19 protein-coding genes are annotated in these 23633 nt (G+C 74.3%); 17 read left to right on the top strand and 2 right to left on the bottom strand.

Annotated elements, in window-relative coordinates; genetic code table 11:
• Nucleotides 1-690 precede the first annotated feature (690 nt).
• From ACIP4P_RS18650 to ACIP4P_RS18595, 12 genes are all read left to right on the top strand, one after another.
• Nucleotides 691-963, top strand: a complete 273-nt coding sequence (locus tag ACIP4P_RS18650; protein ID WP_400919722.1) for a hypothetical protein — start codon at nt 691-693, stop codon at nt 961-963.
• A 77-nt stretch (nt 964-1040) separates the two neighbouring features.
• A complete protein-coding gene (locus ACIP4P_RS18645) occupies nt 1041-2381 on the top strand; it encodes an LLM class flavin-dependent oxidoreductase (protein WP_400919720.1) in 1341 nt (446 codons plus the stop codon).
• Nucleotides 2382-2493: 112 nt separating this feature from the next.
• Nucleotides 2494-3663 (top strand): pyridoxal phosphate-dependent aminotransferase, encoded by a 1170-nt coding sequence (locus tag ACIP4P_RS18640; RefSeq protein ID WP_400919718.1) that lies wholly within the window; start codon nt 2494-2496, stop codon nt 3661-3663.
• Complete coding sequence (locus tag ACIP4P_RS18635) at nt 3653-4618, top strand: 3-methyl-2-oxobutanoate hydroxymethyltransferase (protein ID WP_400919716.1); 966 nt, start codon at nt 3653-3655, stop codon at nt 4616-4618. Before ACIP4P_RS18640 ends, ACIP4P_RS18635 begins: the two co-directional genes overlap by 11 nt.
• A complete protein-coding gene (ectB, locus tag ACIP4P_RS18630) occupies nt 4615-5913 on the top strand; it encodes a diaminobutyrate--2-oxoglutarate transaminase (protein ID WP_400919715.1) in 1299 nt (432 codons plus the stop codon). Before ACIP4P_RS18635 ends, ectB begins: the two co-directional genes overlap by 4 nt.
• Nucleotides 5910-6932, top strand: coding sequence for a diiron oxygenase (locus ACIP4P_RS18625; RefSeq protein ID WP_400919713.1), 1023 nt, complete (start codon nt 5910-5912; stop codon nt 6930-6932). The genes ectB and ACIP4P_RS18625 overlap by 4 nt, the downstream gene beginning before the upstream one ends.
• Nucleotides 6932-8206 carry an MFS transporter gene (locus ACIP4P_RS18620; RefSeq protein WP_400919711.1) on the top strand — a complete coding sequence of 425 codons (1275 nt, stop codon included), beginning with the start codon at nt 6932-6934 and terminating at the stop codon, nt 8204-8206. Before ACIP4P_RS18625 ends, ACIP4P_RS18620 begins: the two co-directional genes overlap by 1 nt.
• An 89-nt stretch (nt 8207-8295) precedes the next feature.
• Complete coding sequence (locus ACIP4P_RS18615; protein ID WP_400919709.1) at nt 8296-9168, top strand: NAD(P)-dependent oxidoreductase; 873 nt, start codon at nt 8296-8298, stop codon at nt 9166-9168.
• A complete protein-coding gene (locus ACIP4P_RS18610) occupies nt 9165-10511 on the top strand; it encodes an ATP-grasp domain-containing protein (RefSeq protein ID WP_400919707.1) in 1347 nt (448 codons plus the stop codon). Before ACIP4P_RS18615 ends, ACIP4P_RS18610 begins: the two co-directional genes overlap by 4 nt.
• A complete protein-coding gene (locus tag ACIP4P_RS18605; protein WP_400919705.1) occupies nt 10508-10996 on the top strand; it encodes a flavin reductase family protein in 489 nt (162 codons plus the stop codon). Before ACIP4P_RS18610 ends, ACIP4P_RS18605 begins: the two co-directional genes overlap by 4 nt.
• Before the next feature lie 67 nt (nt 10997-11063).
• Complete coding sequence (locus ACIP4P_RS18600; protein ID WP_400919703.1) at nt 11064-12317, top strand: acetyl-CoA carboxylase biotin carboxylase subunit family protein; 1254 nt, start codon at nt 11064-11066, stop codon at nt 12315-12317.
• Nucleotides 12317-13348 carry a ketopantoate reductase family protein gene (locus ACIP4P_RS18595; RefSeq protein WP_400919701.1) on the top strand — a complete coding sequence of 344 codons (1032 nt, stop codon included), beginning with the start codon at nt 12317-12319 and terminating at the stop codon, nt 13346-13348. Before ACIP4P_RS18600 ends, ACIP4P_RS18595 begins: the two co-directional genes overlap by 1 nt.
• 228 nt (nt 13349-13576) lie before the next feature.
• On the opposite strand, the gene ACIP4P_RS18590 is transcribed toward ACIP4P_RS18595, so the two are convergent.
• Nucleotides 13577-16687, bottom strand: a complete 3111-nt coding sequence (locus ACIP4P_RS18590) for an AfsR/SARP family transcriptional regulator (RefSeq protein ID WP_400919699.1) — start codon at nt 16685-16687, stop codon at nt 13577-13579.
• A 616-nt stretch (nt 16688-17303) separates the two neighbouring features.
• On the bottom strand, nt 17304-18191 hold the full coding sequence (locus ACIP4P_RS18585; protein ID WP_400919697.1) for an RNA polymerase subunit sigma-70: 888 nt from the start codon (nt 18189-18191) through the stop codon (nt 17304-17306).
• 315 nt (nt 18192-18506) lie between these two features.
• Between ACIP4P_RS18585 and ACIP4P_RS18580 the strand changes: the two genes are divergently transcribed.
• The 5 genes from ACIP4P_RS18580 to ACIP4P_RS18560 all read left to right on the top strand — a co-directional run bounded on the left by ACIP4P_RS18580 (nt 18507) and on the right by ACIP4P_RS18560 (nt 23598).
• Nucleotides 18507-18731: a hypothetical protein gene (locus ACIP4P_RS18580; protein WP_400919695.1), complete on the top strand. Its 225-nt coding sequence runs from the start codon at nt 18507-18509 to the stop codon at nt 18729-18731.
• Nucleotides 18732-18932: 201 nt separating this feature from the next.
• On the top strand, nt 18933-19700 hold the full coding sequence (locus ACIP4P_RS18575; RefSeq protein WP_400919693.1) for an ABC transporter ATP-binding protein: 768 nt from the start codon (nt 18933-18935) through the stop codon (nt 19698-19700).
• Nucleotides 19685-21613, top strand: coding sequence for a hypothetical protein (locus ACIP4P_RS18570; RefSeq protein ID WP_400919691.1), 1929 nt, complete (start codon nt 19685-19687; stop codon nt 21611-21613). Before ACIP4P_RS18575 ends, ACIP4P_RS18570 begins: the two co-directional genes overlap by 16 nt.
• Nucleotides 21614-21676: 63 nt before the next feature.
• The gene (locus tag ACIP4P_RS18565; RefSeq protein WP_400919689.1) at nt 21677-22978 is read left to right on the top strand and encodes a sensor histidine kinase; all 1302 of its coding nucleotides are present in this window, start codon (nt 21677-21679) and stop codon (nt 22976-22978) included.
• Nucleotides 22942-23598 (top strand): response regulator transcription factor, encoded by a 657-nt coding sequence (locus tag ACIP4P_RS18560; RefSeq protein ID WP_350513278.1) that lies wholly within the window; start codon nt 22942-22944, stop codon nt 23596-23598. Before ACIP4P_RS18565 ends, ACIP4P_RS18560 begins: the two co-directional genes overlap by 37 nt.
• Nucleotides 23599-23633: the final 35 nt, after the last annotated feature.

The raw sequence follows: 23633 nt of genomic DNA, 5'->3' as shown, positions 1-23633 counted from the left end.
TCCTCTCCCGTCGCATTCCCTGCCCGCCGGTCGGCGGACCGATAAAACGCGAACGCCGGTGCGGTGCGGCGCTGTTGTCGATCAATCAATGGTCCGACCGGTGAACTCGTCGGCTCGCACGCGAACTCGGGCACCGCTTCGGCGATGCCCGACAGGCGGAGATCCTTCGGGCGGAATCCAGTCATCCCCTTGTGTCGATGGATGCGGCGCCGTACCTCGATCGGCCGCCGACTGCAAGCAACCTCGTTACCAGTGGCTGAAGTTGCTGGTCCGACGCATTCGCCGACAGCCTGCCGCCGGTGTGCGGCAGAGTGGACCACCGGCTTCATGATCCGTCAACAAGCAACAATTCCAGCCTAGTTGGCTTTACGCAGTCTAGGCACGATGTTTGTTCCGGTTCAACCAATTCCGTTGGGTGGACAGGAAGTTCGCCGACCGCGGGCGGCGGCGCGCGGGCCCGGCCCGGAGGCCCGCCCGGTGGTGACGGGCGCGGCCCGGCGTGGGCGGCCCGCTGCCGCAACCCCCTTCTGGACTCCTTCTGATCGCCTTTCGGCACTCGGGTGCCGTTCGAGGCCGAGTGGAAGGTGGTTGGAAAGCGCACCCGACTGGACTGTCCTCCGTCGGGGACGCCCGACCGGACGGACGGTAGCCGCCGCAGAGCGCGGCGGACGGCACAGCGGGGAGAGCGCGATGACGAAGACCAGGATCCTGACCCGCACGGTGCTCGGCCTGGCCGCCGGGGCGATGGCGGTCCTGGCGCTGGCCGGCCCGGGGGACCAGCAGAGCGACGACACCCACTGGGGCCTGGCCCGGCAGTCGGCCGACACCCACTGGGGTCGCTCGCCGCTGGCGGGTGACGACGACACCCACTGGGGTCGCACGCCGCTGGCGGGCCAGGGGGGCCAGCAGAGCGACGACACCCACTGGGGTCTGGCCGGGGAGCCGGACGGCCTCGGGCTCTGAGGCCGCGCAGCACACGACCGAGCAGCACAGGACCGCGCAGCACACGGCGGAGCGACAACCGACAGGAGGGAAAGGTCATGGGCGGCACACGCCGGATGATGAAGCTGGGGGCCTTCATGCTGGTCCCCGGGTACCACGTCGCCTCCTGGCGGCACCCGGTGGCCAGGGCCGACGGCGGCCTGGACTTCAGCCACTACCGGGAGCTGGTCCGGACCGCCGAGCGGGCCAAGTTCGACATGTTCTTCGTCGCGGACGGCGTCGGCATCCGCACCCCGTACCAGGACGCCGAGGAGCTCAGCCGCTGGGGCCGGTTCCTGCAGTTCGACCCGATCACCCTGCTCTCCGCGCTGTCGGTGTCCACCGAGCGGATCGGCCTGGCCGCGACGGCCTCCACGACGTACAACGAACCCTTCCACCTGGCCCGCAAGTTCGCCTCGATCGACCACCTGAGCGCCGGTCGGGCGGCCTGGAACATCGTCACCTCGGTGACCGACGCGGAGGCCCGCAACTTCAACCGGGACTCCCAGCCGGACCACGGCGCCCGCTACCACCGGGCCCGGGAGTTCATGGAGGTGGTCACCGGGCTGTGGGACAGCTGGGAGGACGACGCCTTCCTCTACGACAAGGACGGCGGGCGCTTCTTCCGGCCCGAGAAGCTGCACCTGCTGGGCCACCGGGGCGAGCACTTCTCGGTCGCCGGCCCGCTCAACGTGGCCCGCCCGCCGCAGGGTTACCCGGTGCTGATCCAGGCCGGCGCCTCCGCCGACGGCCAGGACTTCGCGGCCCAGTGGGCCGAGGTGATCTTCACGGCCAGCCAGACCCTCGCCGAGGGCCAGGCCTTCTACCGGGCGATGGGCGAGCAGGTCCGGTCCCACGGGCGCGACCCGGAGCAGGTGAAGATCATGCCCGGGCTGTTCCCGGTGGTCGGCCGCACCCGGGCCGAGGCCGAGGACAAGTACGCCGTGCTGCAGGAACTCGTCGACCCGGTGGTCGGGTTCGGCCTGCTCACCCAGCTGCTGGGCGACGTCGACGTCTCCGGCAGCCCGGTGGACGGCCCGCTGCCCGAACTGCCCGAGACCCAGGGCAGCACCAGTCGGCAGCGGCTGGTCTACGACAAGGCGCGGCGCGAGGGGCTGACCATCAAGCAGCTCTACCAGTCCGTCTCCGGCGGCCGCGGCCACCGGGTGCTGATCGGCACCCCGGAGGAGATCGCGGACGCGATGGAGGAGTGGTTCACCGGCGGGGCGGCCGACGGCTACAACGTGATGCCGCCGGTGCTGCCGGACGGCCTGACCGACTTCGCCGACCTGGTCGTCCCCGAGCTGCAGCGCCGCGGCCTGTTCCGCACCGAGTACGAGGGCACCACGCTGCGCGACCACCTCGGGCTGCACCGGCCCGCGCACCCGAAGTCCGTCTGACCCCCGGCACGCCGAGCACATCCAGCACACCCAGCAGACCCGACACATCCAGCAGAGCAGCTCCCTGATCGACCGTCCGCCAGACCACCCGAGAACCGAGGAGCACCCGAGCATGCCGTCACTGGCGCGAGACCTCAGAGAGATTCCGCCCTCACCCCTGGTCCGGGTCGAGGAACTGCTCAGCCGCAGCGGCGACCTGGCCCCGATCGGCCTGCACCAGGGCAAGACGGTGTTCGAGCCCTGCGCCCGCCCCCGCCCGTGGAGCGCCGAGGAGTTCGCGGTCGCGGCCCACCAGCACGGCCCGCCCGGCGGCGTCCGGCAGTTGCGCGAGGCCTTCGCCGAGCACCTGTCGGCCCGCCGGGGAAGCCCGGTCGAGCCCGCCCAGGTGCTGGTGGCCAACGGCGGCACCCACGCCATCTCGGTGGTGCTGCACGCGATCCTGGAGCGCGGCGACGAGGTGCTGGTGCTGTCCCCGCAGTGGCTGTTCGCCACCGGCCTGGTGCACGCGGCGGGCGGGGTGCCGCGCGAGGTGCCGGTCTTCCTGGAGCTCAGCGCCGACGCCGACTTCGACTTCCTGGCGGTGATCGAGCGGGCGGTGACCGACCGGACCCGCGCGATCTACTTCAACAACCCCAACAACCCGACCGGTTACCGGCTGACCGACGCCCAGTTGGCGGCGCTCACCGAGCTGGCCGAGCGGCACGACCTGTGGCTGATCGCCGACAACGCCTACGAGAACTACGACTTCACCCGGGCCGGCTTCATCGACCCGGCCACCGTCGGGCGGGCCGCCGAGCGCACCTTCTCGGTGTACAGCTGCAGCAAGACCTACGCGATGCCGGGCGCCCGGGTGGGCTTCCTGGTCTCGCCGCCCGGACTGACCGAGCCGCTGACCAAGTGGTCGCTGCACTCGCTCTACTCGGTCTCCAGCGCCGCCCAGTTCGCCGCCCTGGAGGCGCTGCGCACCCCGGCCGAGGAGCTGACCCGGCGCCGCGACCGGGCCGCCGCGGCCTGGTGGCTGGCCGATTCCAAGCTGGAGATCCCGCACACCGCGGTCTCCGGCGGTCTCTACACCTTCCTCGACCTGACCGGGTACGGCGACGGCGAGAGCTTCGTCGGCCGCTGCGCCGAGTCGGGCGTGGGACTGGCCCCCGGCCGGGTGTTCGGCGCCCACTGCGGGGGCTGGGCCCGGCTCTGCTTCACCGCCGCACCGCCGCAACTGGTGGCGGAGGCGATCGACCGCATCAACAAGATCTACCGGGAGGGCACCGATGAGCACTGACACGGTGGTTCTGGGGCATTCCGGCCTCGCGCCGTTCCTGCGCCGCTACGACGCCCCGTCGCGCGTCGGCCTCAAGGTCAACGCCTACCGGGGCTACGAGGTGGAGGGCCTGGCCGGGGCGCTGGAGGCGCCCGAACTGGCCGACTGCCCGCTGGAGTGCGTGATGGTCGGCGACTCCTACTTCATGACCCATCTGGGCCGTTCGAGCACCGTGCTGGCGGACGACGCCGAGCGCGCGTGGGCGCTGGACACCCTGGTCGGGCTGGTCGCGGAGGTGCGCAAGGAGCTCGACGCGCACTTCCCGGCGGGCCGTCGGCCGTTCCTGCTGGCCGACCTGCCGGACGGCGCGACCGCGAGCCCCGCCGCCGCCCTCGCCGCCGGGGAGCGCTTCCGGGCGGCCGGCGCCGACGCGGTGAAGGTCGAGCTGGCCGGTGACGGCGACCTGGACTGCCTGGAGGTGCTGGCGCGGACCGGCGGCACCACCCTCGGCCACCTCGGCTACACCCCGCAGCGCGGCGAGCTGAGCCGGCACGGCGACTCCGTCGAAGACGCCGAGCGGATGTTCGCGCAGGCCCGCCGGGTGCGCGACGCCGGCGCGGCCGGCCTGATCGTCGAGATGGTCAGCGAACCGGTCAACCGGGCGCTCAGCCGCCCGGACGCCGCCGGCATCCCGCTGTACTCGGTGTTCAGCGGCCGGGCCGACTGGGGCGGGCAGAGCCTCAACATCTGGGACGCGGTGGTGCGTCCGGCCCGGGGCGGCCGGTTCTTCCCGCCGACCGCGGTGATCGAGGCCGCCGAGGCCCCGACCCGGTACACCCCGGACCTGATCGCGGACCGGATGCGCGAGCTGATCGGGCTCACCCTGGACGGCGGCTTCCCGCTGTCGCCGCGCACCGACCTGACCCCCGAGGAGATCGACCTGATCTCCACGACCGAGCCCTGGAGCGCCCGATGACCACCACCCTCCCCGCCGGCCCCTCTTCCGGCACGGCGGTCTTCGACCGGCTGGAGTCGGAGATCCGCACCTACTGCCGGCGCTTCCCGGCGGTCTTCACCCGCGCCAGCGGGCACCTGATGTGGGACGAGGACGGCCGCGAGTACCTGGACTTCCTGTCCGGCGCCGGCGCGCTGAACTACGGCCACAACCCGGCCGCCGCCAAGCAGGCGCTGATGGACTACCTGCTCGCGGACGGCCCGGTGCACGGGCTGGACCTGCACACCGGCGCCAAGCGCCGCTTCCTGGAGCGCTTCCAGGAGGTCGTGCTGGAGCCGCGCGGCCTGGACTACCGGATCCAGTTCACCGGTCCGACCGGCACCAACGCGATCGAGGCCGCCTTCAAGGTGGCCCGCCGGGTCACCGGCCGCACCGACATCGTCGCCTTCACCGGCGGCTTCCACGGCCTCTCGCTGGGCGCGCTGGCCGCCTCCGCCACCGCGTTCAAGCGCGACGCGGCCGGCGTCCCGCTCGGCAACGTGGTGCGGATGCCGTACGAGGGCTTCGCCGGCGAGGGCGTCGACACCATCGACTACCTGACCCGGATGCTGGACGACCCGGGCAGCGGCATCGGCAAGCCCGCCGCCTTCGTGGTGGAGACCGTGCAGGGCGAGGGCGGCCTGTCCACCGCCACCCCCGAGTGGCTGCGCCGGCTGGCGCACCTGGCCCGGGAGCGCGGGATCCTGCTGATCGTCGACGACATCCAGGCCGGCTGCGGCCGGACCGGAACCTTCTTCAGCTTCGAGGAGTCCGGGATCACCCCGGACCTGGTCTGCCTGTCCAAGTCGATCAGCGGCTACGGGCTGCCGATGGCGCTGGTGCTGGTCAGGCCGGAGCTGGACCTGCTCGGTCCGGGCGAGCACAGCGGCACCTTCCGCGGCAACAACCTGGCCTTCGTCACCGCCGCCGCCTGCCTGGACCACTGGGCCGACCCGGAGTTCACCCGGGGCCTGACCCAGCGGGTCGAGCTGCTGGACGGCCTGCTGGCCGGCCTCGCCCGCCGGTTCGCCGAGCTCGGCTGCACCCCGCGCGGCCGGGGTCTGATCCGCGGCCTCGGCTTCACCGACCCCGAGCTGGCGGACCGGATCTCGCGTGCGGCCTTCGCCGCCGGACTGCTGGTGGAGACCACCGGGGCGCGCGGCCAGGTGCTCAAGATCATGCCGCCGATCGTGCTGGCCGAGGACCGGCTGGCGCACGGCATCAACCTGCTCGCCGACGTCATCGACGCGGTGGCCCGCAAGGAGGAGGACCGATGACCGATCTGCTGCCCGACACCGACACCCCCGGCACCACGGACGGCCCTGACGGCCCGGACCACGCGGACGGGCACGGCGAGGGCCACGCGCACGGCATCGACGAGTCGGTGCTGCGCCGGCTCGCCGCCTCCTGGCCGCGCCGTGCCACCGTCCGCACCGACCTGGACCAGGTCACCGACCCCGACACCGGGGACTACGACGCCGCGCTGCCCGACTACCCCGAGCGGCTGCTGCCCTTCGACGAGCACCCGCTCTGGCTGGCCGCGGCCCCCGAGCAGCGGCAGACCGTGCAGACGCTGGCCTGGCTGGTCTACAACGAGCGGGTGATCGCCGCCGAGGAGTACGTGGCGAACCCGACCTTCGCGATGATCATGCACGGCGTCTTCCCCGGCGCCGACGGCGTGCACACCAAGCGGGCCGTGCAGCAGACCCACGTCGACGAGGTGTGGCACACCTACATGCACATGGTCGCCATGCAGCGCACCCGGGAGCTGCGCGAGGTGACCGCCGAGCCGGCCTACCCGCACACCGTCACCTACCGCCGGCTGCTGGCGGCCGAGGCCGAGGTGTCCGAGAAGTGGGAGCGCGACCTGCTCAAGCTGGTCTGGACCACGGTGTCGGAGATCAGCGTCAACGCCTACCTGGAGCTGCTCTCCCGCGACGAGACCGTCCAGCCGCTGCACGCGCTCGTGCCCCGGCTGCACGCCCGGGACGAGTCCGCCCACTCCTCGGTCATGGTCGAGGTCGCCAAGGGCCTGTACGCCCACCTCAACAAGGAGCAGCAGCGGGCCTTCGTGACCGCCCTGCCGCAGGCGCTGAACGCCTTCGTCGCCCAGGACTTCGCGGTCTGGCCGGGCATCCTGAAGCACGCCGGGTTCGAGCGGGCCGACGAGATCGTCGAGGACTGCAGGCGGGAGTCGGGCAACAACCTGCTGGTGCGCGACTTCTCCGGGATCCGCCGGATCGTGCGCGAGATGGAGCTGACCGAACTGGTCGACTTCGACTTCGGGGCGGAGTGATGCGCGGGCCGGTCGGTCTGCGGGAACTCTCCGCCGAAGGGCGCCGACTGGCCCTGGCCGCGCTGGTGCAGTCGCTCGGCATCGGCCTGTTCACGGCCAGTTCGATCGCCTGGTTCACCCGGCACGTCGGTCTGACCGCCAACCAGGTGGCGACCGGCCTGGCGGTGGCCGGCGCCGTCGCGCTGGCCGGCTCGCTGCTCGCCGGGGTGCTGGCCGACCGGCACGGCGCCCGACGGGTGCTCGCCACCGTCTACGCCGGGCGCGGACTGTGCTTCCTGGCCTTCGCGTTCGTGACGGACCTCTGGCAGTACCTGCTGGTCACGCTGTTCTCGGTGGCCTTCGACCGGGCCGGGCCGCCGGTGCTCCAGGCGCTGGTCGCCGCCGCGCTGCCCGAGCAGCGCGACCGCAGCCGGCTGCTCGGACTGGTCAACGTGGTGCGCAACATCGGGCTGGGGCTGGGCGCGATGGCCGGCGGGGTGACCCTCACCCTGGACACCGTCACGGCCTACCGGACCACCATGGTGCTGATCACCGCGGCCTTCCTGGGCGGTGCGGTGCTGGTGCTGCGGGTGCCCGCCCCGGCCCGGCCGGCCGCCGCCGCCACTGCTGCTGCCGCCGCCGGGGAGCGTTCCGGCGAGGCGACCGGCCGTCGGCGCCGGGCCCTGCCGGACCGCCACTACCTGGCGCTGACCGGCCTGAACTTCCTGCTGTCCTTCTTCGACGTGCTGCTGCTGGTGGCGATGCCGGTCTGGGTGCTGGAGCACACCAGCGCCCCGGCCGCGACGGTGTCGGTGCTGTACGCGCTCAACACCGTGCTGGTGGTGGTCGCCCAGCTGCCGGTGAGCCGGCTCGCCGACGAGGTGCGGCGCAGCAGCCGGATGCTGCTGTGGGGCGGGGTGGCACTGGCCGGCTGCAGCCTGTGTTTCGCCGCCGCGGCCGCGGTGCACGGCGGGCTGTCCGTACTGATGCTGGTGCTGGCGATCGTGGCGCTGTCGGTCGGCGAGGTGGTCAGCACCTCGGCCACCTGGAACCTGTCGATCGTGCTCGCCCCGCCCGAGGCGCGCGGACGCTATCTGGCGGTCTTCGGCCTCGGGCTGGCGGGGCAGCGGGTGCTCGGGCCGGTGCTGGTCACCGGGCTGCTGCTCGGCTCGGGCGCGGTCGGCTGGATCGGCGCGGCCGTGGTGTTCGCGCTGACCGGCGCGGCGGCCGAGCGGGTCGCGCTCGGCGGCGCCGCCAAACTGCCTTCCGCAGAGCCCGAGTTGACGACTGCCTGACCTGGTCCCTGCCCGGCTCTGCCCGGCCCTGCCCGGTCACGACCTGATGACCTGATGACCTGATGGAAGCGAACGGAGGGAGACCGACCATGCGGATCGGATTCGCCGGACTCGGAACGATGGGCGGCGGCATGTGCCGGCGCCTGGCCGAGGCCGGCTTCGAGGTGGCGGCCTTCGACCTGGACGCCGCGGCCGCCGAACGGGCGGGCGAGCAGGCGGGCATCACCGCCGTCGCCCGGCCCGTCGAGCTGGCCGCGCCCGTCGTGGTCACCATGCTGCCGGACGGCGCCGCCGTCCGGGCGGTCGCCGAGTTGCTGCTGCCGGCCATGGCGGCGGGCTCGGTGCTGCTGGACACCGGCTCCAGCGACCCGGGCGACACCCGCGAACTGCGCGAACTGGCCGCCCGGTACGGCGTGCACGTGGTGGACGCGCCGGTCTCCGGCAGCCCCGCGGCGGCCCGCGCCGGTGAACTGACCCTGATGGCGGGCGGCGACCCGGAGGCGCTGGACCTGGCCGAGCCGGTGCTCGCCGCCTGCGGCCGGGTGTACCGGGTCGGCCCGTCCGGAGCCGGCCACGCGCTGAAGGCGCTGAACAACCTGCTGTCCTCGATCAGCCTCGCCGCGACCGCCGAAGTCCTGCTCGCCGGGCGGGCGTTCGGCCTGGAGCCGGCCGTGATGCTGGAGGTGGTGAACGCCTCGACCGGCCGCAACCACGCCTCCGAGACCAAGTTCCCGGCCCATGTGCTGACCGGCGGCTTCGACTCCGGCTTCGCGCTGCGGCTGATGCTCAAGGACCTGCGGATCGCCGACCGGCTGCTGGACGACGCGGGCGGCCGCTCCGACCTGGGCCGGGCCTGCCGGGCGCTCTGGGAGCAGGCCCGCGCCGGGCTGCCGGAGCACGCCGACAACACCGAGGTGGTGCGCTGGCTGGAGGCCGGGGCCGGACGGGAGCTGCGGGCATGAGCGCCACCGGGAGCGCGTCCGCGCCGCGGATCGCCGTCATCGGCGGCACCCCCGCCACCCTGCGCAAGGTGCGCGCGGCCGGCTTCGAGATCGTCTGGGTGTACGGGCCGGGGGATCTCGACCCGGCCGGTCTCGCGCACGTCGCCGAGGCCCATCTGATGGACTACCGGGAGCCGGCCGCCGTCGCCGACCTGCTGGAGACCGTCCACCGCTCGCGCCCGCTGGTCCGGGTGGTCTCGATCATCGAGGACGGCCTGGAGCCGGCCGCCGCCGCGACCAGTCGGCTCGGCCTGCCGGGCAACGGGCTGGAACTCGTCCAGGTGCTCCAGGACAAGCTGGCCTTCCGCACCGTGCTCGCCGAGCGCGGCGTCGACGCCGTCGCGGCCCGGATCGGGCACACCGCCGCGGACATCCGGGCCTTCGTCACCGAGCACGGACCGGTCGTGATCAAGCCGCGCTACGGCTCCGGCAGCCTCGGGGTGCGGTTCGTCGAGGACCTCGCGGCCGCCGACGAGGCGGGCGCCTGGGCGGCCGGGTTCGGGCTGCACTCCTTCCTGATGGAGCAGTTCCTGTCCGGCACCGAGATCAGCGTGGAGACCTTCAGCTTCGCCGGGCAGCACGTGGTGCTCGCCTTCACGGCCAAGGAGAAGCTCGCCTCCTTCGTCGAGGTCGGCCACACCCAGCCGGCCCCGCTGGAGCCCGACACCGCCCGCCGGGTCGAGGAGCTGGTCTTCGCGATGCTGGACGCGGTCGGCCTGGCCGACGGGCCCGCGCACACCGAGGTGATCCTCACCCCCGAGGGCCCCCGGCTGGTCGAGTCGCACAGCCGCCGCGGCGGCGACCGGATCACCGACCTGGTCCAGCAGGTGTACGGGATCGACACCGACGCGCTGGCCTTCCTCTGGTACGCCGGGCGCACCGGGCCGGTCCGTCCGGGGGAGCCCGCCTGCGGGGCCTCGATCCGCTTCCTGACCGCCGAACCGGGCGTGGTGGACTCCGTCGAGGGGCTGGCCGAGGTGCTCGCCGACCCTGCGGTGGTGGCCGCCGCCGTCACCGTCGCCCCCGGCGACACCGTGGTGCCGATCGCCTGGTCCTACGACCGCTGCGGACTGGTGCTGGCCCGCGGCCGGGACGCCCGGGACGCGGCCGAGCGGGCGGGCGCCCTCGCCGCCCGGATCGCGATCCGGACCTCGCCCGCCGAGACCGGCCCGCCGGCCCGGACCCTGGCCACCATCGCGGCCCGGCCGGACCGGCTGGTCGGCGCCGAGCCGGCCGCCGCGGCCTCGTCGGTCTCGTCGGATGAACCGGCCTCGGCGGACGAACCGGTCGGAGTCGTCAAGTGAGCGTCACCGCCGAGGAGTTGCGCAGCGCGCTGCGCCCGCACGCGGCCGGGATCGCGGTGCTCACCGGTCCCGGGCCGGTCGGGGTGACGATCACCTCCTTCACCTCGGTCAGCGCCCGGCCCGCCCTGGTCTCCTTCGCGCTGGCCGAGACCTCCACCACCTGGCCGCAGCTGCGGGACAGCGACTGGTTCGGCATCCAGCTCCTCGGCGCCCACCAGCAGGACCTGGCCCGGCTCTTCGCCACCCCGGGCGCCGACCGCTTCGGCCCGGACACCCGCTGGCGGCCGGGGCCGCACCAGGTCCCGCTGCTCGACGGCTGTCTGAGCTGGCTGGTCTGCGCCCGGCACGACGTCCGCGCGGTGGGCGACCACCACGTGGTCACGGCCGCCGTCGAGGAGGTCCGGCCGGGCGCGTCCGGCGACAGCCTGGTCCATCTGCACGGGGTCATGCAGCCGGTGGCCCAACCCGCCCTGGTCCGCGGCTGAACCGGTGCCCACCGAGCCCCCGCCGACCACCCCGACCGGACCCCGACCACCCCTGACTGGAGGAGCAATGGACACCGAAGCGCAGCCACGGCCGCACCGGGCCGCCGGGGTGGCGGTGGCCGCCCCGCACGCCCTGGTGCTGGTGGACAGCGACCACGCCGACACCCCGTACGACGTCTGGGCGGCCGAACTCGGCGTCCGGATGACGCTGTTGGTCTCGGCCGAGAAGTACCCGCAGTACGCCCACCTGCCCGAGGCCCGGCCGATCACCGGCTACCACGGCGGCAGCGAACTGGAGCGGGTGGCCATGGAGTTGGCGGGCGAGGGGTTCGCCGCGGTGATCGCCCGCGGCGAGCGGGACGTGCTGCGGGCCGCCCGGCTGCGCGAGCTGCTCGGCCTGCCCGGCCAGCACTGGGACAGCGCCCTGGCCTTCCGCGACAAGGTGCTGATGAAGACCGTGCTGCGCGAACACGGCCTGGACGTACCCGAGTTCGCCCCGGTACGGGTCGCCTTCGACCTGTTCGGCTTCGTCCGTGAGCACGGCTACCCGGTGGTGGTGAAGCCCGCCCTGGGCTCCGGCTCCAAGGGCACCTCGGTGTTGCGCGAGGAGGCCGACCTCACCGCGCTGCTGGCCGAGGGCCTGCCCGAGCACGCCGAGGTGGAGCGCTTCGTCGAGGGCCGGATGTACGTCGTCGACGGCCTGGTCGACGAGGGCCGGCTCGCCGCCGTGTTCGTCTCGCACTACCTCAACGACTGCCTGACCTTCCACTCCGGCGGCTACCTCGGCTCGGCCCAACTCGACCGGGACGACCCGCTGACGGACCGGCTGGTCCGCTACGCCGAGCGCGTGCTGGCGGTGCTGCCCACCCCCGACTGCACCACCTTCCACCTGGAGGTCTTCCTCACCCCCGACGACCGTCTGGTGCTCTGCGAGGTGGCCAGCCGCACCGGCGGCGCCCGCACCACCGGGGCGATCCGCGCCTGCACCGGCTTCGACCTGGACCGGCGCTGGTTCGCCGCCCAACTGGGCGAACGGATCCCGCCCGACGGCCGCTGGCGGGGTGTGGCCCCGGGCAGCTCCGGCGGCTGGGTGCTCTTCTACCCGGGGCGGGGCCGGCTGACGGCGCTGCCCAAGGACCCGCCGCCGTTCGTGGTCGAGGAGCGGATCAAGGGCGAGATCGGGCACCGCTACCACGGCGGGGAGAAGTCCGGGGACTACCTCGGCGGCTATGTGATCATTGGCCGGAACGCGGCCGAAATCGCCGCGAACGCCGAGGAGTTGGCCGCCTGGTACGCGGCCGGGATCAGCTGGGAGGACTAGTGGACAAGCGGTACGTCGTGGTCGGTGCCGGGGCGGTCGGCGGCACGGTCGGAGCGCGGCTGCACCGCGCCGGGCACCGGGTGGTCCTGGTGGCGCGCGGCGAGCACGGCGCGGCGCTGCGCGAGCGCGGCCTGACCGTGCACGGCCCGGCCGGGGCGGACACCGCCCGGATCCCGGTGGCGGCCGGCCCGCAGGACGTCGACCTGCACGAGGACGACGTACTGCTGCTGGCCGTCAAGACCCAGGACACCGCGGCCGCGCTGGCCGACTGGGCCGAGCGCCCGGTCGGGCCGGACGGCGGCCGGGCCGGCTCCCGGCTGCCGCTGGTCTGCCTGCAGAACGGGGTGGAGAACGAGCGGCTGGCACTGCGGCACTTCCGCCGGGTGTACGGCGCCATGGTGGTGCTGCCGGCCGCCTTCCTCACCCCCGGCGAGGTGCACATCTGGTGCGGGCCGCAGACCGGTGCCCTGGTCCTGGGCCGCTACCCGGACGGCGCCGACGACACCGTCCGGGAGATCGCCGCGGACCTCACCGGGGCCGACTTCCGGGCCGAGGTGGTCGAGGACGTGCTGCGCTGGAAGTACGGCAAGCTGGTCAACAACCTGGCCAACGCCGTCGACGCGCTGTGCGGGCAGCGGCCCGGCGCCGAGTCCGGCGAACTGGCCGTCCGGGCCCGGTCCGAGGCGGTCGCCGTGCTGGAGCGCTCGGCCATCGCCTGGGCGGCCCCCGCGGAGCTGGCCGAGCTGCGCCGCGGCGTGGTGGACGAGCTGCCGTCCGGCGCCGGGGCGGGGCACGGCTCGACCTGGCAGAGCCTCAAGCGGGGCGGCGGTTCGGCCGAAGTCGACTACCTGAACGGGGAGATCGTGCTGCTGGGCCGCGGCTGCGGGGTGCCGACACCGGTGAACGAGCTGTTCCAGGAGCTGGTGAACCGCTGGGCGCGGGAGCGCCGCGAGCCCGGCAGCCTGGCGCCGGCGGAGCTGGCCGAGCTGGTCGGGCGCGCGGCGGCGGAGCAGCCGGCCGCCGCGGGGTAGTCCGGGCGGCCCCCGCGCAGCACGTACCAAAGCACTAGGTCCTGTCCGGCCGATCTTGGCGGATCAGCGCGCGGCTCCCCCAGCCTTCGGCCGGGAGGTACCCCCACTTCGCGCCCGGCTGGGCGTGCGCCCGAGTCGGCCTCGTACTGGATGTACTTGGGCGATTCGGGCGTGCGTCCAGGCGGGATGCCCGGCGTCGCGCGCCCGGCAAGATCGGCCGGACAGGGCCTAGCCGCAGTCCGGCCGGCTCCCCGCCGGCAGCGGTGCCGCCTCCGGGGCGGCCGTCGTGCTCAGCAGCTCCTCGGTCCGCTCCAGCCAGGACCGGGAGCCGAGCTCGCTGAACAGTCGGCGACAGGCCGTCAGGTGCCCGGCGGCCTGCGCGCGGTCGGCCCGTTCGAGCGCGATCTCGGCCAGCGCGAACCGCGAGCGGGCCTCCACGGCCCGCTCGCCGACCTGCCGGGACAGCTCCAGCGCCCGGGTCAGGGTGTCCACCGCGCCGTCCAGCCGCCCCTCCCGTCGGCGCACCGTGCCGAGGCCGTGCAGCGCGTACGCCTCGCCGATCCGGTCGCCGCCGGCCCGGACGATCCGCAGCACCTCCCGGAGCGCCTCCGCGGCGGGCTCGGTCCGGCCGGTGGACAGGTGCAGCTCGGCGAACCGCTGGAGCACCTGGGCCTCCACCCGGACGCAGTTCTCCTCCCGGCAGATCACCAGGGCCTGTTCCAGCAGGGCGCGGGCCCGCTCGGTGCCGCCCACCGTCATCCACCAGCCGGCCAGGCTGCGCAGGATGTGCGCCTCGCCGATCCGGTCGCCGACCAGCCGCATCACGGCCAGCGCCTCGTCGTACTTCTCCCGCATTGCCAGGTCGTCGCCGCGCACCCCGTCCAGGAAGGCGTCGTTGCGCAGCACCAGGGCCCGGCCGTGGTCGTGTCCGGCGGCCTCGAACAGCTCCCGGGCCCGCGCGAAGTGCTCCTGGGCCTGCTCGTTCCGGGTCTGGAACATGTGCAGGGTGCCCAGCGAGTAGAGCATCGCGGCGTGCCCGACCGGGTTGCCCGCCAGGACCGCGGCCTCCTGGGCGAGCCGGGCGGTCTCCTCCCAGTCGTCGAAGTGCCCCTTGGCTTCGAACAGGGTGACCGAGCTGAGCGCGAGGTCCCAGCAGAGTTCGTCCAGCCCGGCCGCGGCGGCCTGCCGGACGGCCGTCACCAGGGCCAGCCGCTCGGTGTCCCAGCCGTCCACCCCGGCACCGGCCGGGCCGGACCCGGTGGGCGTCGGCGGGCGCCAGCGCGCGGCGCCGCCGTGGATGACGGTGTAGTCGCCGCCGTACTCCCGGCGGTGGGCGTCCTCGGCCAGCGCCAGCCAGCCGCCCAGCATCCGGGCCAGTGCGGCCTTCCGCTCGCCCGGGTCCTCGGTCGCCACCAGCTGCTCGTGGGCGTAGGCGCGGACCAGGTCGTGGAAGCGGTAGCGCGGCCCCGGCTGGTTCGGGTACTGGACGATGTCCATCACCTGCGCCTCGACCAGCAGGTCGAGGATGTCCTCGGCGGTGGCCGGGTCGGTGTCCAGCAGTGCCGCCGCGATCCAGGCGGGCGCGTCGGGCAGTTGGACCAGCGAGAACAGCCGGAACAGCCGCTGCGCCGACGACGGCAGGGCGCGGTAGGTGAGGCTGATGGTGGAGCGCAGTTCGAGTCCGTGGTGGCTGAGTTCGTCCAGCCGCTGCCGCTCGTCGCGCAGCCGCCGCACCAGCCGTTCGACCGGCCAGTGCGGGTGCGAGGCCAGCCGGGCCCCGGCGATCCGCAGCGCCAGCGGCAGCCCGTCGCACAGCTGCACCAGTTCGACGGCGGTGTCCAGTTCGGCCTGCACCCGGGGCCGGCCGATGATGCCGGCCAGCAGGTCGAGCGCATTGGACATGTCGAAGACCTCGACGTCCACCCGGTGGATGCCCGGGACCCGGGCCAACCGGACCCGGCTGGTGGCCAGCACCGCGCAGCTGGCGCTGCCCGGCAGCAGCGGCGTCACCTGCTCGGCGCTGGTCACCCCGTCCAGCACCACCAGGACGCGGCTGTCGGCCAGCCGGCTGCGGTACATCTCGGCCCGCTCCTGGGGGTCCTCCGGGATCGCCTTGGCCGGCACCCCGACCGCCCGCAGGAAGCGGGCGAGCAGCGTCGCGGTCCGGGTGTCGCCCTCGCCGGTGCCGCCCGCCCCGGTCGTCGGGGTGTGCAGGTCGGCGTAGAGGTGGCCGTCGGGGAAGTGGGCGCCGGCCTCGTGGGCGGCGCGGACGGCCAGCGCCGACTTGCCGACCCCGCCCGGGCCGCAGATGTTGACGATCGGCACCGCGTAGCCGGGGGCGGCGGCGTCGGCGGAGGGCACGATGAGTCTCTTGATCTCGTCGAGCTGGCTCCGGCGGCCGATGAAGTCGCTGATGCTGGCCGGTAGTTGGCGGGGGGTGAGGCGGAATCCGGTCTCGGTGGGGACGGGCGGGGGCGTCGGGGGTATGGGTGCGGCGGCCCGTCGGGGCGGTGCTTCGGGGGAGGGTCTGCCCGCGGTCGCCGGGCCGGGGTCGTCGGGGTGGTGGACGCAGCCGTCGTGGCGGGTCGGCAGGTCCAGTTCGGCGGACTGGTGCAGGATCGCCCGCTCCAACTCCCTTAGCTCCTGGCCTGGTTCGATGCCTATCTCCTCCACCAGGGCCCGGCGCGCCCGCTGGAAGGCCTCCAGGGCGTCCGCCTGCCGGCCCGAGCGGTACAGGGCCAGCATGAGGTGCCCGTGCAGCCGCTCCCGGAGCGGGTGGCGGGCGGTCAGCGCGGCCAGTTCGGCGCTCAACTCCCCGTGCCGGCCGAGCTGGAGGTCGAGCCGGACCCGCTCCTCCAGCACGGTCAGCCGCCGGTCGTCCAGGTGGGTCGCCGCCCGCTGCGCCAGCTCGCCGGGCACCCCGTCCAGCGCCGGGCCGCGCCAGAGCGCCAGCGCCGCGCGCATGGTCTCGGCGGCCCGCTCGGTGCGGCCCGCGCCGCTCTCCTCCCGGGCCAGCGCGACCAGCCGCTCGAACTCCAGGCTGTCGACCTGGTCCGGTTCCAGCTCCAGCGCGTAGCCGGGGGGACGGGTGGTGATCGCCTCCGGCTGTCCGGCCTGGGCGAGGCGCTTGCGCAGGGTGGAGACGGCGACCTGGACCTGCCCGCGGGCGGTGGTCGGCGGGGCGTCCCCCCAGACGGCGTCGATCAGCTGTTCGGTGGAGACGGTGTGGTCGAGATTGAGTCCGAGCATCGCCAGGACTACCCGCTGACGCGGTCCGCCCAGGTCGAGCGAGCGTTTCTCATGGACAAGTTCGACCGATCCCAGCAGCCGCAGCAGCATGCTTTCCTCCCCGCCGACCGGAACGCGCTCAGCCTATTGGTATACACCAGAATCCCCTGTGGGCACTACAGTCACGGCTTTAACCGGACAGCCCGGTCCGGAGCTTTCTGTGCGCCCGGCGAATTCTCGCCATTTCCCCAGCGCTATCGTACGTGATCCGGATCTGACCAATGCGGAAAAGGGTGCTTCGTATACTCGACCATTTCCCTCGGGCGGTTTTGATTCGCCGGTCGGGTCGGCCGGCCGGACCGCCCCGGAATTGTTTCCGGACATTGGGCCGGGGTGGCCGCGCTTCGTGAACCCGGGGCACCGCGCCCGCCGTTGCGGGCCGGGACGAGAGGCGGCGGCGGCCGGGAGCGTGCTCGCGCCGGGACGGCGGATCGCCCAGGGTGCCCGCGGGCCCGGGGAGGGGAAGCGGAGCTGCGGCGCGCATGGGGAAGTGACGGACCGTCGGCGAGCGCGCTGTGCCTCGGCGCGATGACCTTCGGCACCGCCGACACCTACGCCTTCCGGGCCCCCGGTGGCACCGGCCACGAGAGCGAGGAACTGCTCGGCCGCCTGGACTCGGCGGGCTGAGTCTCCGTGGTGTCCCGGTCGGGTCCTACCCGGGCAGGTCCTACTCGGGCGGGCCGTCGAGGTCGAGCAGGCCGTCGAGGTCGAGTGCGGCCAGCCGTTCCGGGTCCAGGAGCAGCTGGACCCGGGTGATCCGGCCGGCCCGGGCCGCGAAGCCCAGCACCGCCGTCGGCTCGCCGGCCCGGGCGAGCAGGACCCCCGGGGCGCCGTTGACCTGCACTGCGACGACGGCCGACCCGCCCTCGCGGAGCTCCGCGGCGCGCTCCGCCACCCGTCGGGCGCCGCGGACCGACCCCGTGGCGGCGGAACGCGCCCGCCCGCCGTCCACGGAGAGTTCGGCCTCCGGGTCCAGGACCGCCGCCGCTGCCGCCGGGTCGCCGTCGCGCAGCGCCGCGCCGAAGGCGTCCACCAGCCGGCGCCGGACCGCCGCGCTGCCCTCGGCGTCCGCCTCGCGGGCCGGCTGCACCTGACGGCGGGCCTGCTCGACGAGCTTGCGGGTCACCGCCGTGGTCCGCTCCAGCACCGTCGCGACCTGGTCGACGTGCCACCGGAACACCTCGTGCAGCACCAGCGCGACCCGCTCGGTGGGGGTCAGCGCCTCCAGGGCCGTCAGCAGGGCCAGGCCGACCGACCCGTCCTGCCGCACCCAACCCGCGGGCTCCACCACCACGTCCGGCAGCCGTACCCCGGCCCGGCCCGCCGCCCGGGCGGCGCGCTCGCCCAGTCGGCTCAGGCACACCCGGGCGGTCACCACGGCCAGCCAGCCGGGCAGGTCCGCCACCTCCTCCGGATTGATCCGCCCCAGCCGGACCCGGACCTCCCGGACGGCCTCCGTCGCCTCCGCGTGCGACCCCAGCAGCGGGTACGCCAGGGCCTGCAGTCGCGGCCGGAGGTGCTCGAACTGGCCTGTCTGCCGGTCCTGGTCGGGCACGGTCACACTCCTCGGTCCGCGGGGGCGATCCCGGGGGGACGCCCGGTCGTGGTGGACCTTACTCGGAGAGGCCGGATGATCACAGTGGGTGTGCGGACCGAAATCCGGATCGACGAGCGGAACGGCGCCGTCCCCCGCTGGGTGTCCAGCCCCTGGCCGCTGGTGCTGTCCCACCCGTGCAGGTCCGGGCAGAGCCCGGAACCCGGGTGGTAGGGCGAGTCGTCGTACCGGCGGACCTGGGGCAGGGGAGCGGTACTGCCACACTTGATTCCCGTTCGGCCGTCATCACCGAACGTGACGAGTGGGGGAGTTCGCATGCGGTTTCTGGGTGTCCTGGTGTTCTTGATTCCCTTCTTCCTCGGCTTGGCCGTCGTCACGGACTACCGGGGTTTCGCGCGGGTGCTCATGCAGCCGTCGAGGAATTCCTCGGGGAAGGGTCCGGCGACGGTCCATGTGATTGCGGGATCGGTCCTCATGGCCATCTCCGGTCTGGGCTTCCTGGCAGGTGTCGTGATCGCCGTGCGCGAGTGGGTCTCCTGACTCCAGGCGTGTTCGGCACGGATCGGCGGTCGCACTCCGGTGCGGCCGCCGATCGGTCTCCCGGGGCCTTCGGGCGGGGGTGGGTCCAGGCCCACCCCGGCCCGGGGTGCAGCTGGATTCTGCCGCCGCCCCGCCGTCCCTAGATTCGATCACGGCCGCCCGGAGCGGGTGGCCGTGCGGAACGGGAGCGGGGAGGCGGACGTGCGGGAAGAGGGGGTGCCGGCGCTGCGGTTGGCCGGGCTGCGGAAGCGGTTCGGGCGTCGGCTCGCGGTGGACGGCGTGGACCTGGTGGTGCCGAGCGGGTCGTTCTACGGGCTGGTCGGGCCGAACGGCGCCGGGAAGACCACCGCGCTGTCGATGGCGGTGGGCCTGTTGCGGCCGGACGCCGGGAGTTCGGCGGTGTTCGGGGTCGACGTGTGGAGCGATCCGGTGCGGGCCAAGGCGCTGGTGGGGGTGCTGCCGGACGGGATGATGCTGCCGGAGCGGCTGACCGGGCCCGAACTGCTGCACTACCTGGGCCGGTTGCGCGGGCTGCCGGCGGCGACGGTGGACGCCCGGGCGGAGGAGCTGTTGGCGGTCCTGGAGTTGGACGGAGCCGGGGACACCCCGGTGATCGACTACTCCACCGGGATGCGCAAGAAGATCGGCCTGGCCACCGCCCTGCTGCACGCGCCGCGACTCCTCGTCCTGGACGAGCCGTTCGAGGCCGTCGACCCGGTGTCGGCGGCGACCATCCGCACCATCCTGGGGCGCTTCGTCGCCTCCGGCGGTTCGGTGGTGTTCTCCAGCCATGTGATGGCCCTGGTCGAGCAGCTCTGCGACCACGTCGGGGTGATCGCCGGGGGCCGGGTGCCGGCGGCCGGGACGGTGGAGGCGGTGCGGGCCGGGCGCGCTCTGGAGGACGTCTTCGTGGAGCTGGTCGGGGCCCGTACGGGCGGGGAGGAGGGGCTGTCGTGGCTGGCGTGCTGAGCGGTACCAGCCCGGCCGCCGTGCTGACCGGGATGAAGCTGGCCGTCCTGCGCCGGTCGATGTCCGGCCCGCGGGCGGCGAGCCTGATCGCCGGGGGAGCGTGCGGCGCCCTGATGGCGGTGGGCACGGTGCTGCTGGGCCTGGTGGACTTCCCGACCCCCGAGGCGGGGGTCGGCACGGTCGCCCTGGTGCTGCTGGTCTGGACGGTCGGCTGGGCGGTCGGCCCGACCCTCACCGGAGGGGACCCGACCCTGCGGCTGTCCTACTTCACCCTGCTGCCCCAGCGCCCGGGCCGGCTCGCCCTCGGGCTGCTGGCGGCCTCGTTCGTCGGGGTGACCCCACTGGTCAGCCTGGTGGCGTTCGCCGTGCTGGTGGTCCTCGGCGCCGGGTTCGGGCTGCTGCCCGCGCTGGTCGCCGTGCCCGCGCTGCTGCTGCAGCTGCTGTTCGTGGTGGTGCTGGGCAAGGTGGCCGTGCAGGGTCTGGGCGGCGTGATCCGCTCGCGGCTGGGCTGGGAGCTGTCCGCGCTGCTGGTCGGCCTGGTCTGCGGGTTCCTGAACACCGGTTGGTTCGGGATCGCATTCTTCCTCAGGCTGCTGGGCGGGCACTGGGCGCCCACCGTCGGGACGGTCGTGCGCGCGCTGCCCTCGGGCTGGGCGGTGGTCGCGGTGGACGCCGCCCGGCGCTCGGACTGGGCGCTGGCCGCCGCCTGCCTCACCGCCCTCCTGGCCCTCACCGCCCTCCTGTTCGCCCTCTGGACGGCGCTGCTGACCCGGCAGTCGGGGCGCGGCACGGCGGGCGGCGGCCGGGCCGCGGTCCGTCGGGGTGCCCGGCTGCGGGGCGTCCCGGACACCCCCGGGGGCGCCGTGCTCGGCAAGGAGCTGCGGCTGTGGGCGCGTGACCCACGCCGGGCCCGCTTCCTGCGGATCGCCCTGTGGACCGGCCTGTTCACCGGTCTGCTCCCGCTGCTCGGCGGCTTCACCACCGTGCTGCCGTGGACCGGGGTGGTCGTCGCGCTGTACGCCGGCGCGCTCGGCAGCAGCCTGTACGGCCTGGACGCGGGCGCGCTCTGGCTGACCCTGGTCACCCCCGGCGCCGAGCGGATCGACGTCCGGGCCCGGCAGTCGGCCTGGCTGCTGGTGGTCGGCCCGGCCGCCGTGCTGCTCACCGTGGCGGGGACCCTCGCCGTACCGAGCGGCTGGGCCCGGCCCTGGCTGCTCGCGGTGCTGCCCGCCGTGCTGGGGGCGGGGGCGGGCCTGGTGCCGCTGATGTCCCTGCTCGGCCCGGCCCCGTTCCCGGACCGCCCGGGCGGTCAGCCGCTGGACGGCTTCAGCGACGAGAGCGGCGACCAGGCCCGGTTGATGAGCCTGGCCGTGCTGCTGCTCCAGCCGGCCGCCGCGCTGCCGGCCGCCGGGGTGGTGCTGGCCGGGACGCTGCTGCACAGCGCGCCGCTGCGCTGGACGGGGGCGGCGGTCGGTCTGGGCAGCGGGGCGCTGTACGCGTGGTGGCTGGGCCGGGCGGCCCGGCGGCGGTTGGCGGCCCGGGGGCCGGAGCTGCTGGACGTGCTGCGCAAGGGTGTGCGGCGGGTGGCGGAGCCGGAGGCCGCCTCGCCGGAGGAGCAGGAGCGACGTGATGTGCTGGCCGGCCTGTCCCGCCGCCGGACGGCGCTCGCCGGGCTGCTGGTCACCGTCGGGGTGCTGAGCGTCGCGCCGCAGGGCGGGGTGGCGCTGGCGATGTCGCTGCTCGCGCCGGAGAACCGGAGCTGGTTCCTGGCGCTGTACCTGCCGGCGGGCTGGCAGGTGCCGGTGGCGGCGGGCTTCGTCCTGCTGGGCGGCGGGTGCTTCGTCGGGGTGTACCGGCTGATCCGCGCCAAGCACGCCGCCGAGCGGGCGGCGGAGCAGCCAACAGGCTGCTGACCACGGCCCGTTGCCCGGCTGCCATCATGATCGTCCGTTGCCCGTCCCCGATCGGAGGCCCCCGTGAGCGCCCCGCAGTCCCGAGCCGCCGAAGCGCTGCGCACCGCCCTGCGGGCGTTCGGGCGGCTCGCCGTCCTGACCCTGCTGATCCCGGCCGGAGCGCTGCTGGCCGTGCTCTACCTGCTCTCGTTCCTGCTCTGGGGCTGCCTCGGGATGGTCCCGCTGTTCCCGCTGGCCACCCGGGTGGTTCGCGCCACCGCCGGGGCCGGACGGTGGGCGGCCGGCCACTGGTCGCAGGTGCCCGTGCCGGTGCCGTACGTGCCCCGGCCGGCCCTGGAGCGCACCCTGCACGGCTGGTTCTGGACCGGCCACGACTACCACAAGAGCCGCCGGTTCGCGGGCTTCGCGCTCAAGCTGCGCTGGCTCTGGAACGACCCGGCGACCTGGCGGGACGCCGCCTGGGTGCTGGTCGACCCGCTGGTCGGCGGCGGGATCGCGGCCGGGCCCGTCCTGCTGGTCGCCGCCGGACTGTACGGGCTGGCGCAGCCCGCCCTGGCCGACCCCGTGCTGCCGCTGCCGGGGCTGTTCGGACCGCTGCTCGGCCTGCTCCTGGTGCCCGGCGGGCTGGCGCTGGCCGGGCCCGCGCTGCACCTGCACGGCCGGTGGACCCGCTCGCTGTTGGGGCCCACCGAGCGGTCCCGGCTGGCCCAGCGGGTCGAGCAGCTCACCGAGATCCGGCTGGACGCCACCGAGGCCCAGGCCGCCGAACTGCGCCGGATCGAACGGGATCTGCACGACGGAGCGCAGGCCCGGCTGGTCGCGGTCAGCCTGAAGCTCGGCGCGGTGGTGCCGCTGATCGACCGCGATCCGGGGAAGGCGAAGCAGGTGGTGACGGACGCGCAGGAGAACGTCACCCAGGCGCTGCAGGAACTGCGCGACCTGGTGCGCGGCATCCACCCGCCGGTGCTCGCCGAACGCGGACTGGCGGAGGGGATCCGGGCGCTCGCGCTGGACGTGCCGCTGAAGGTGGAGGTCCGGGCCGAACTGCCGGGCCGGGCCGAGGCGCCGGTGGAGTCGGCGGTGTACTTCGCCGTCAGCGAGGCGCTCACCAACGCGGTGAAGCACGGCGACGCCCGGCACGCCACGGTCGAACTCGGCCACGCCGCCGGGCTGCTGCGCGCCGAGGTGGCGGACGACGGCCGGGGCGGCGCGGACCCGGCCGGGGGCAGTGGCCTGCGGGGCATCCAGCGCAGGCTGGCGGTGTTCGACGGTACGCTCACGCTGACCAGCCCCCCGGGGGGCCCGACCAGGCTGATCATGGAGCTGCCGTGCGTGTTGTCCTCGCCGAGGACCTCGTCCTGCTGAGGGACGGACTGGAGCTGCTGCTGAGTGCCCACGGGCACGACGTCGTCGCCGCGGTGGAGAGCGGGCCCGAACTGGCCGCCGCCCTGGCCGAGCACCGCCCGGACATCGCGGTGGTCGACGTCCGGCTGCCGCCCACCTACTCGGACGAGGGGCTCCAGGTCGCGCTGGCGGCCCGCCGGGAACAGCCCGGCCTGCCGGTCCTGGTGCTCTCGCAGCACGTGGAGCAGCTGTACGCCCGGGAGTTGATCGCGGACGGCGCGGGCGGGGTCGGCTACCTGCTCAAGGACCGGGTCTCCAAGGCCGACCAGTTCGTGGACGCCGTGCACACGGTGGCGGCCGGCGGCACCGTCATGGACCCCCAGGTGATCACCCGCCTGCTCGCCCGCAACGCCTACGACGAGCCGCTCGCCCTGCTGACCCCGCGCGAACGGGACGTCCTCGCAATGATGGCCGAGGGCCGCTCCAACGCGGCGGTCGCCCAGCGGCTGCACTTCAGCGAGGGCGCGGTCAGCAAGCACACCTCCAGCATCTTCGCCAAGCTCGGCCTGGGTGCCTCGGACGACGACAACCGCCGGGTGCTGGCGGTCCTGGCCTACCTGGACGGGACGCGCTCGGCGTAGGAAGTCGGCGGGGCCGACTTCCGCTGCGGAGGCTT

It is taken from the genome of Kitasatospora sp. NPDC089509 (assembly GCF_044749365.1).
GTDB lineage: Bacteria > Actinomycetota > Actinomycetes > Streptomycetales > Streptomycetaceae > Kitasatospora.
This window is presented reverse-complemented; position numbering and strand designations above follow the sequence as displayed.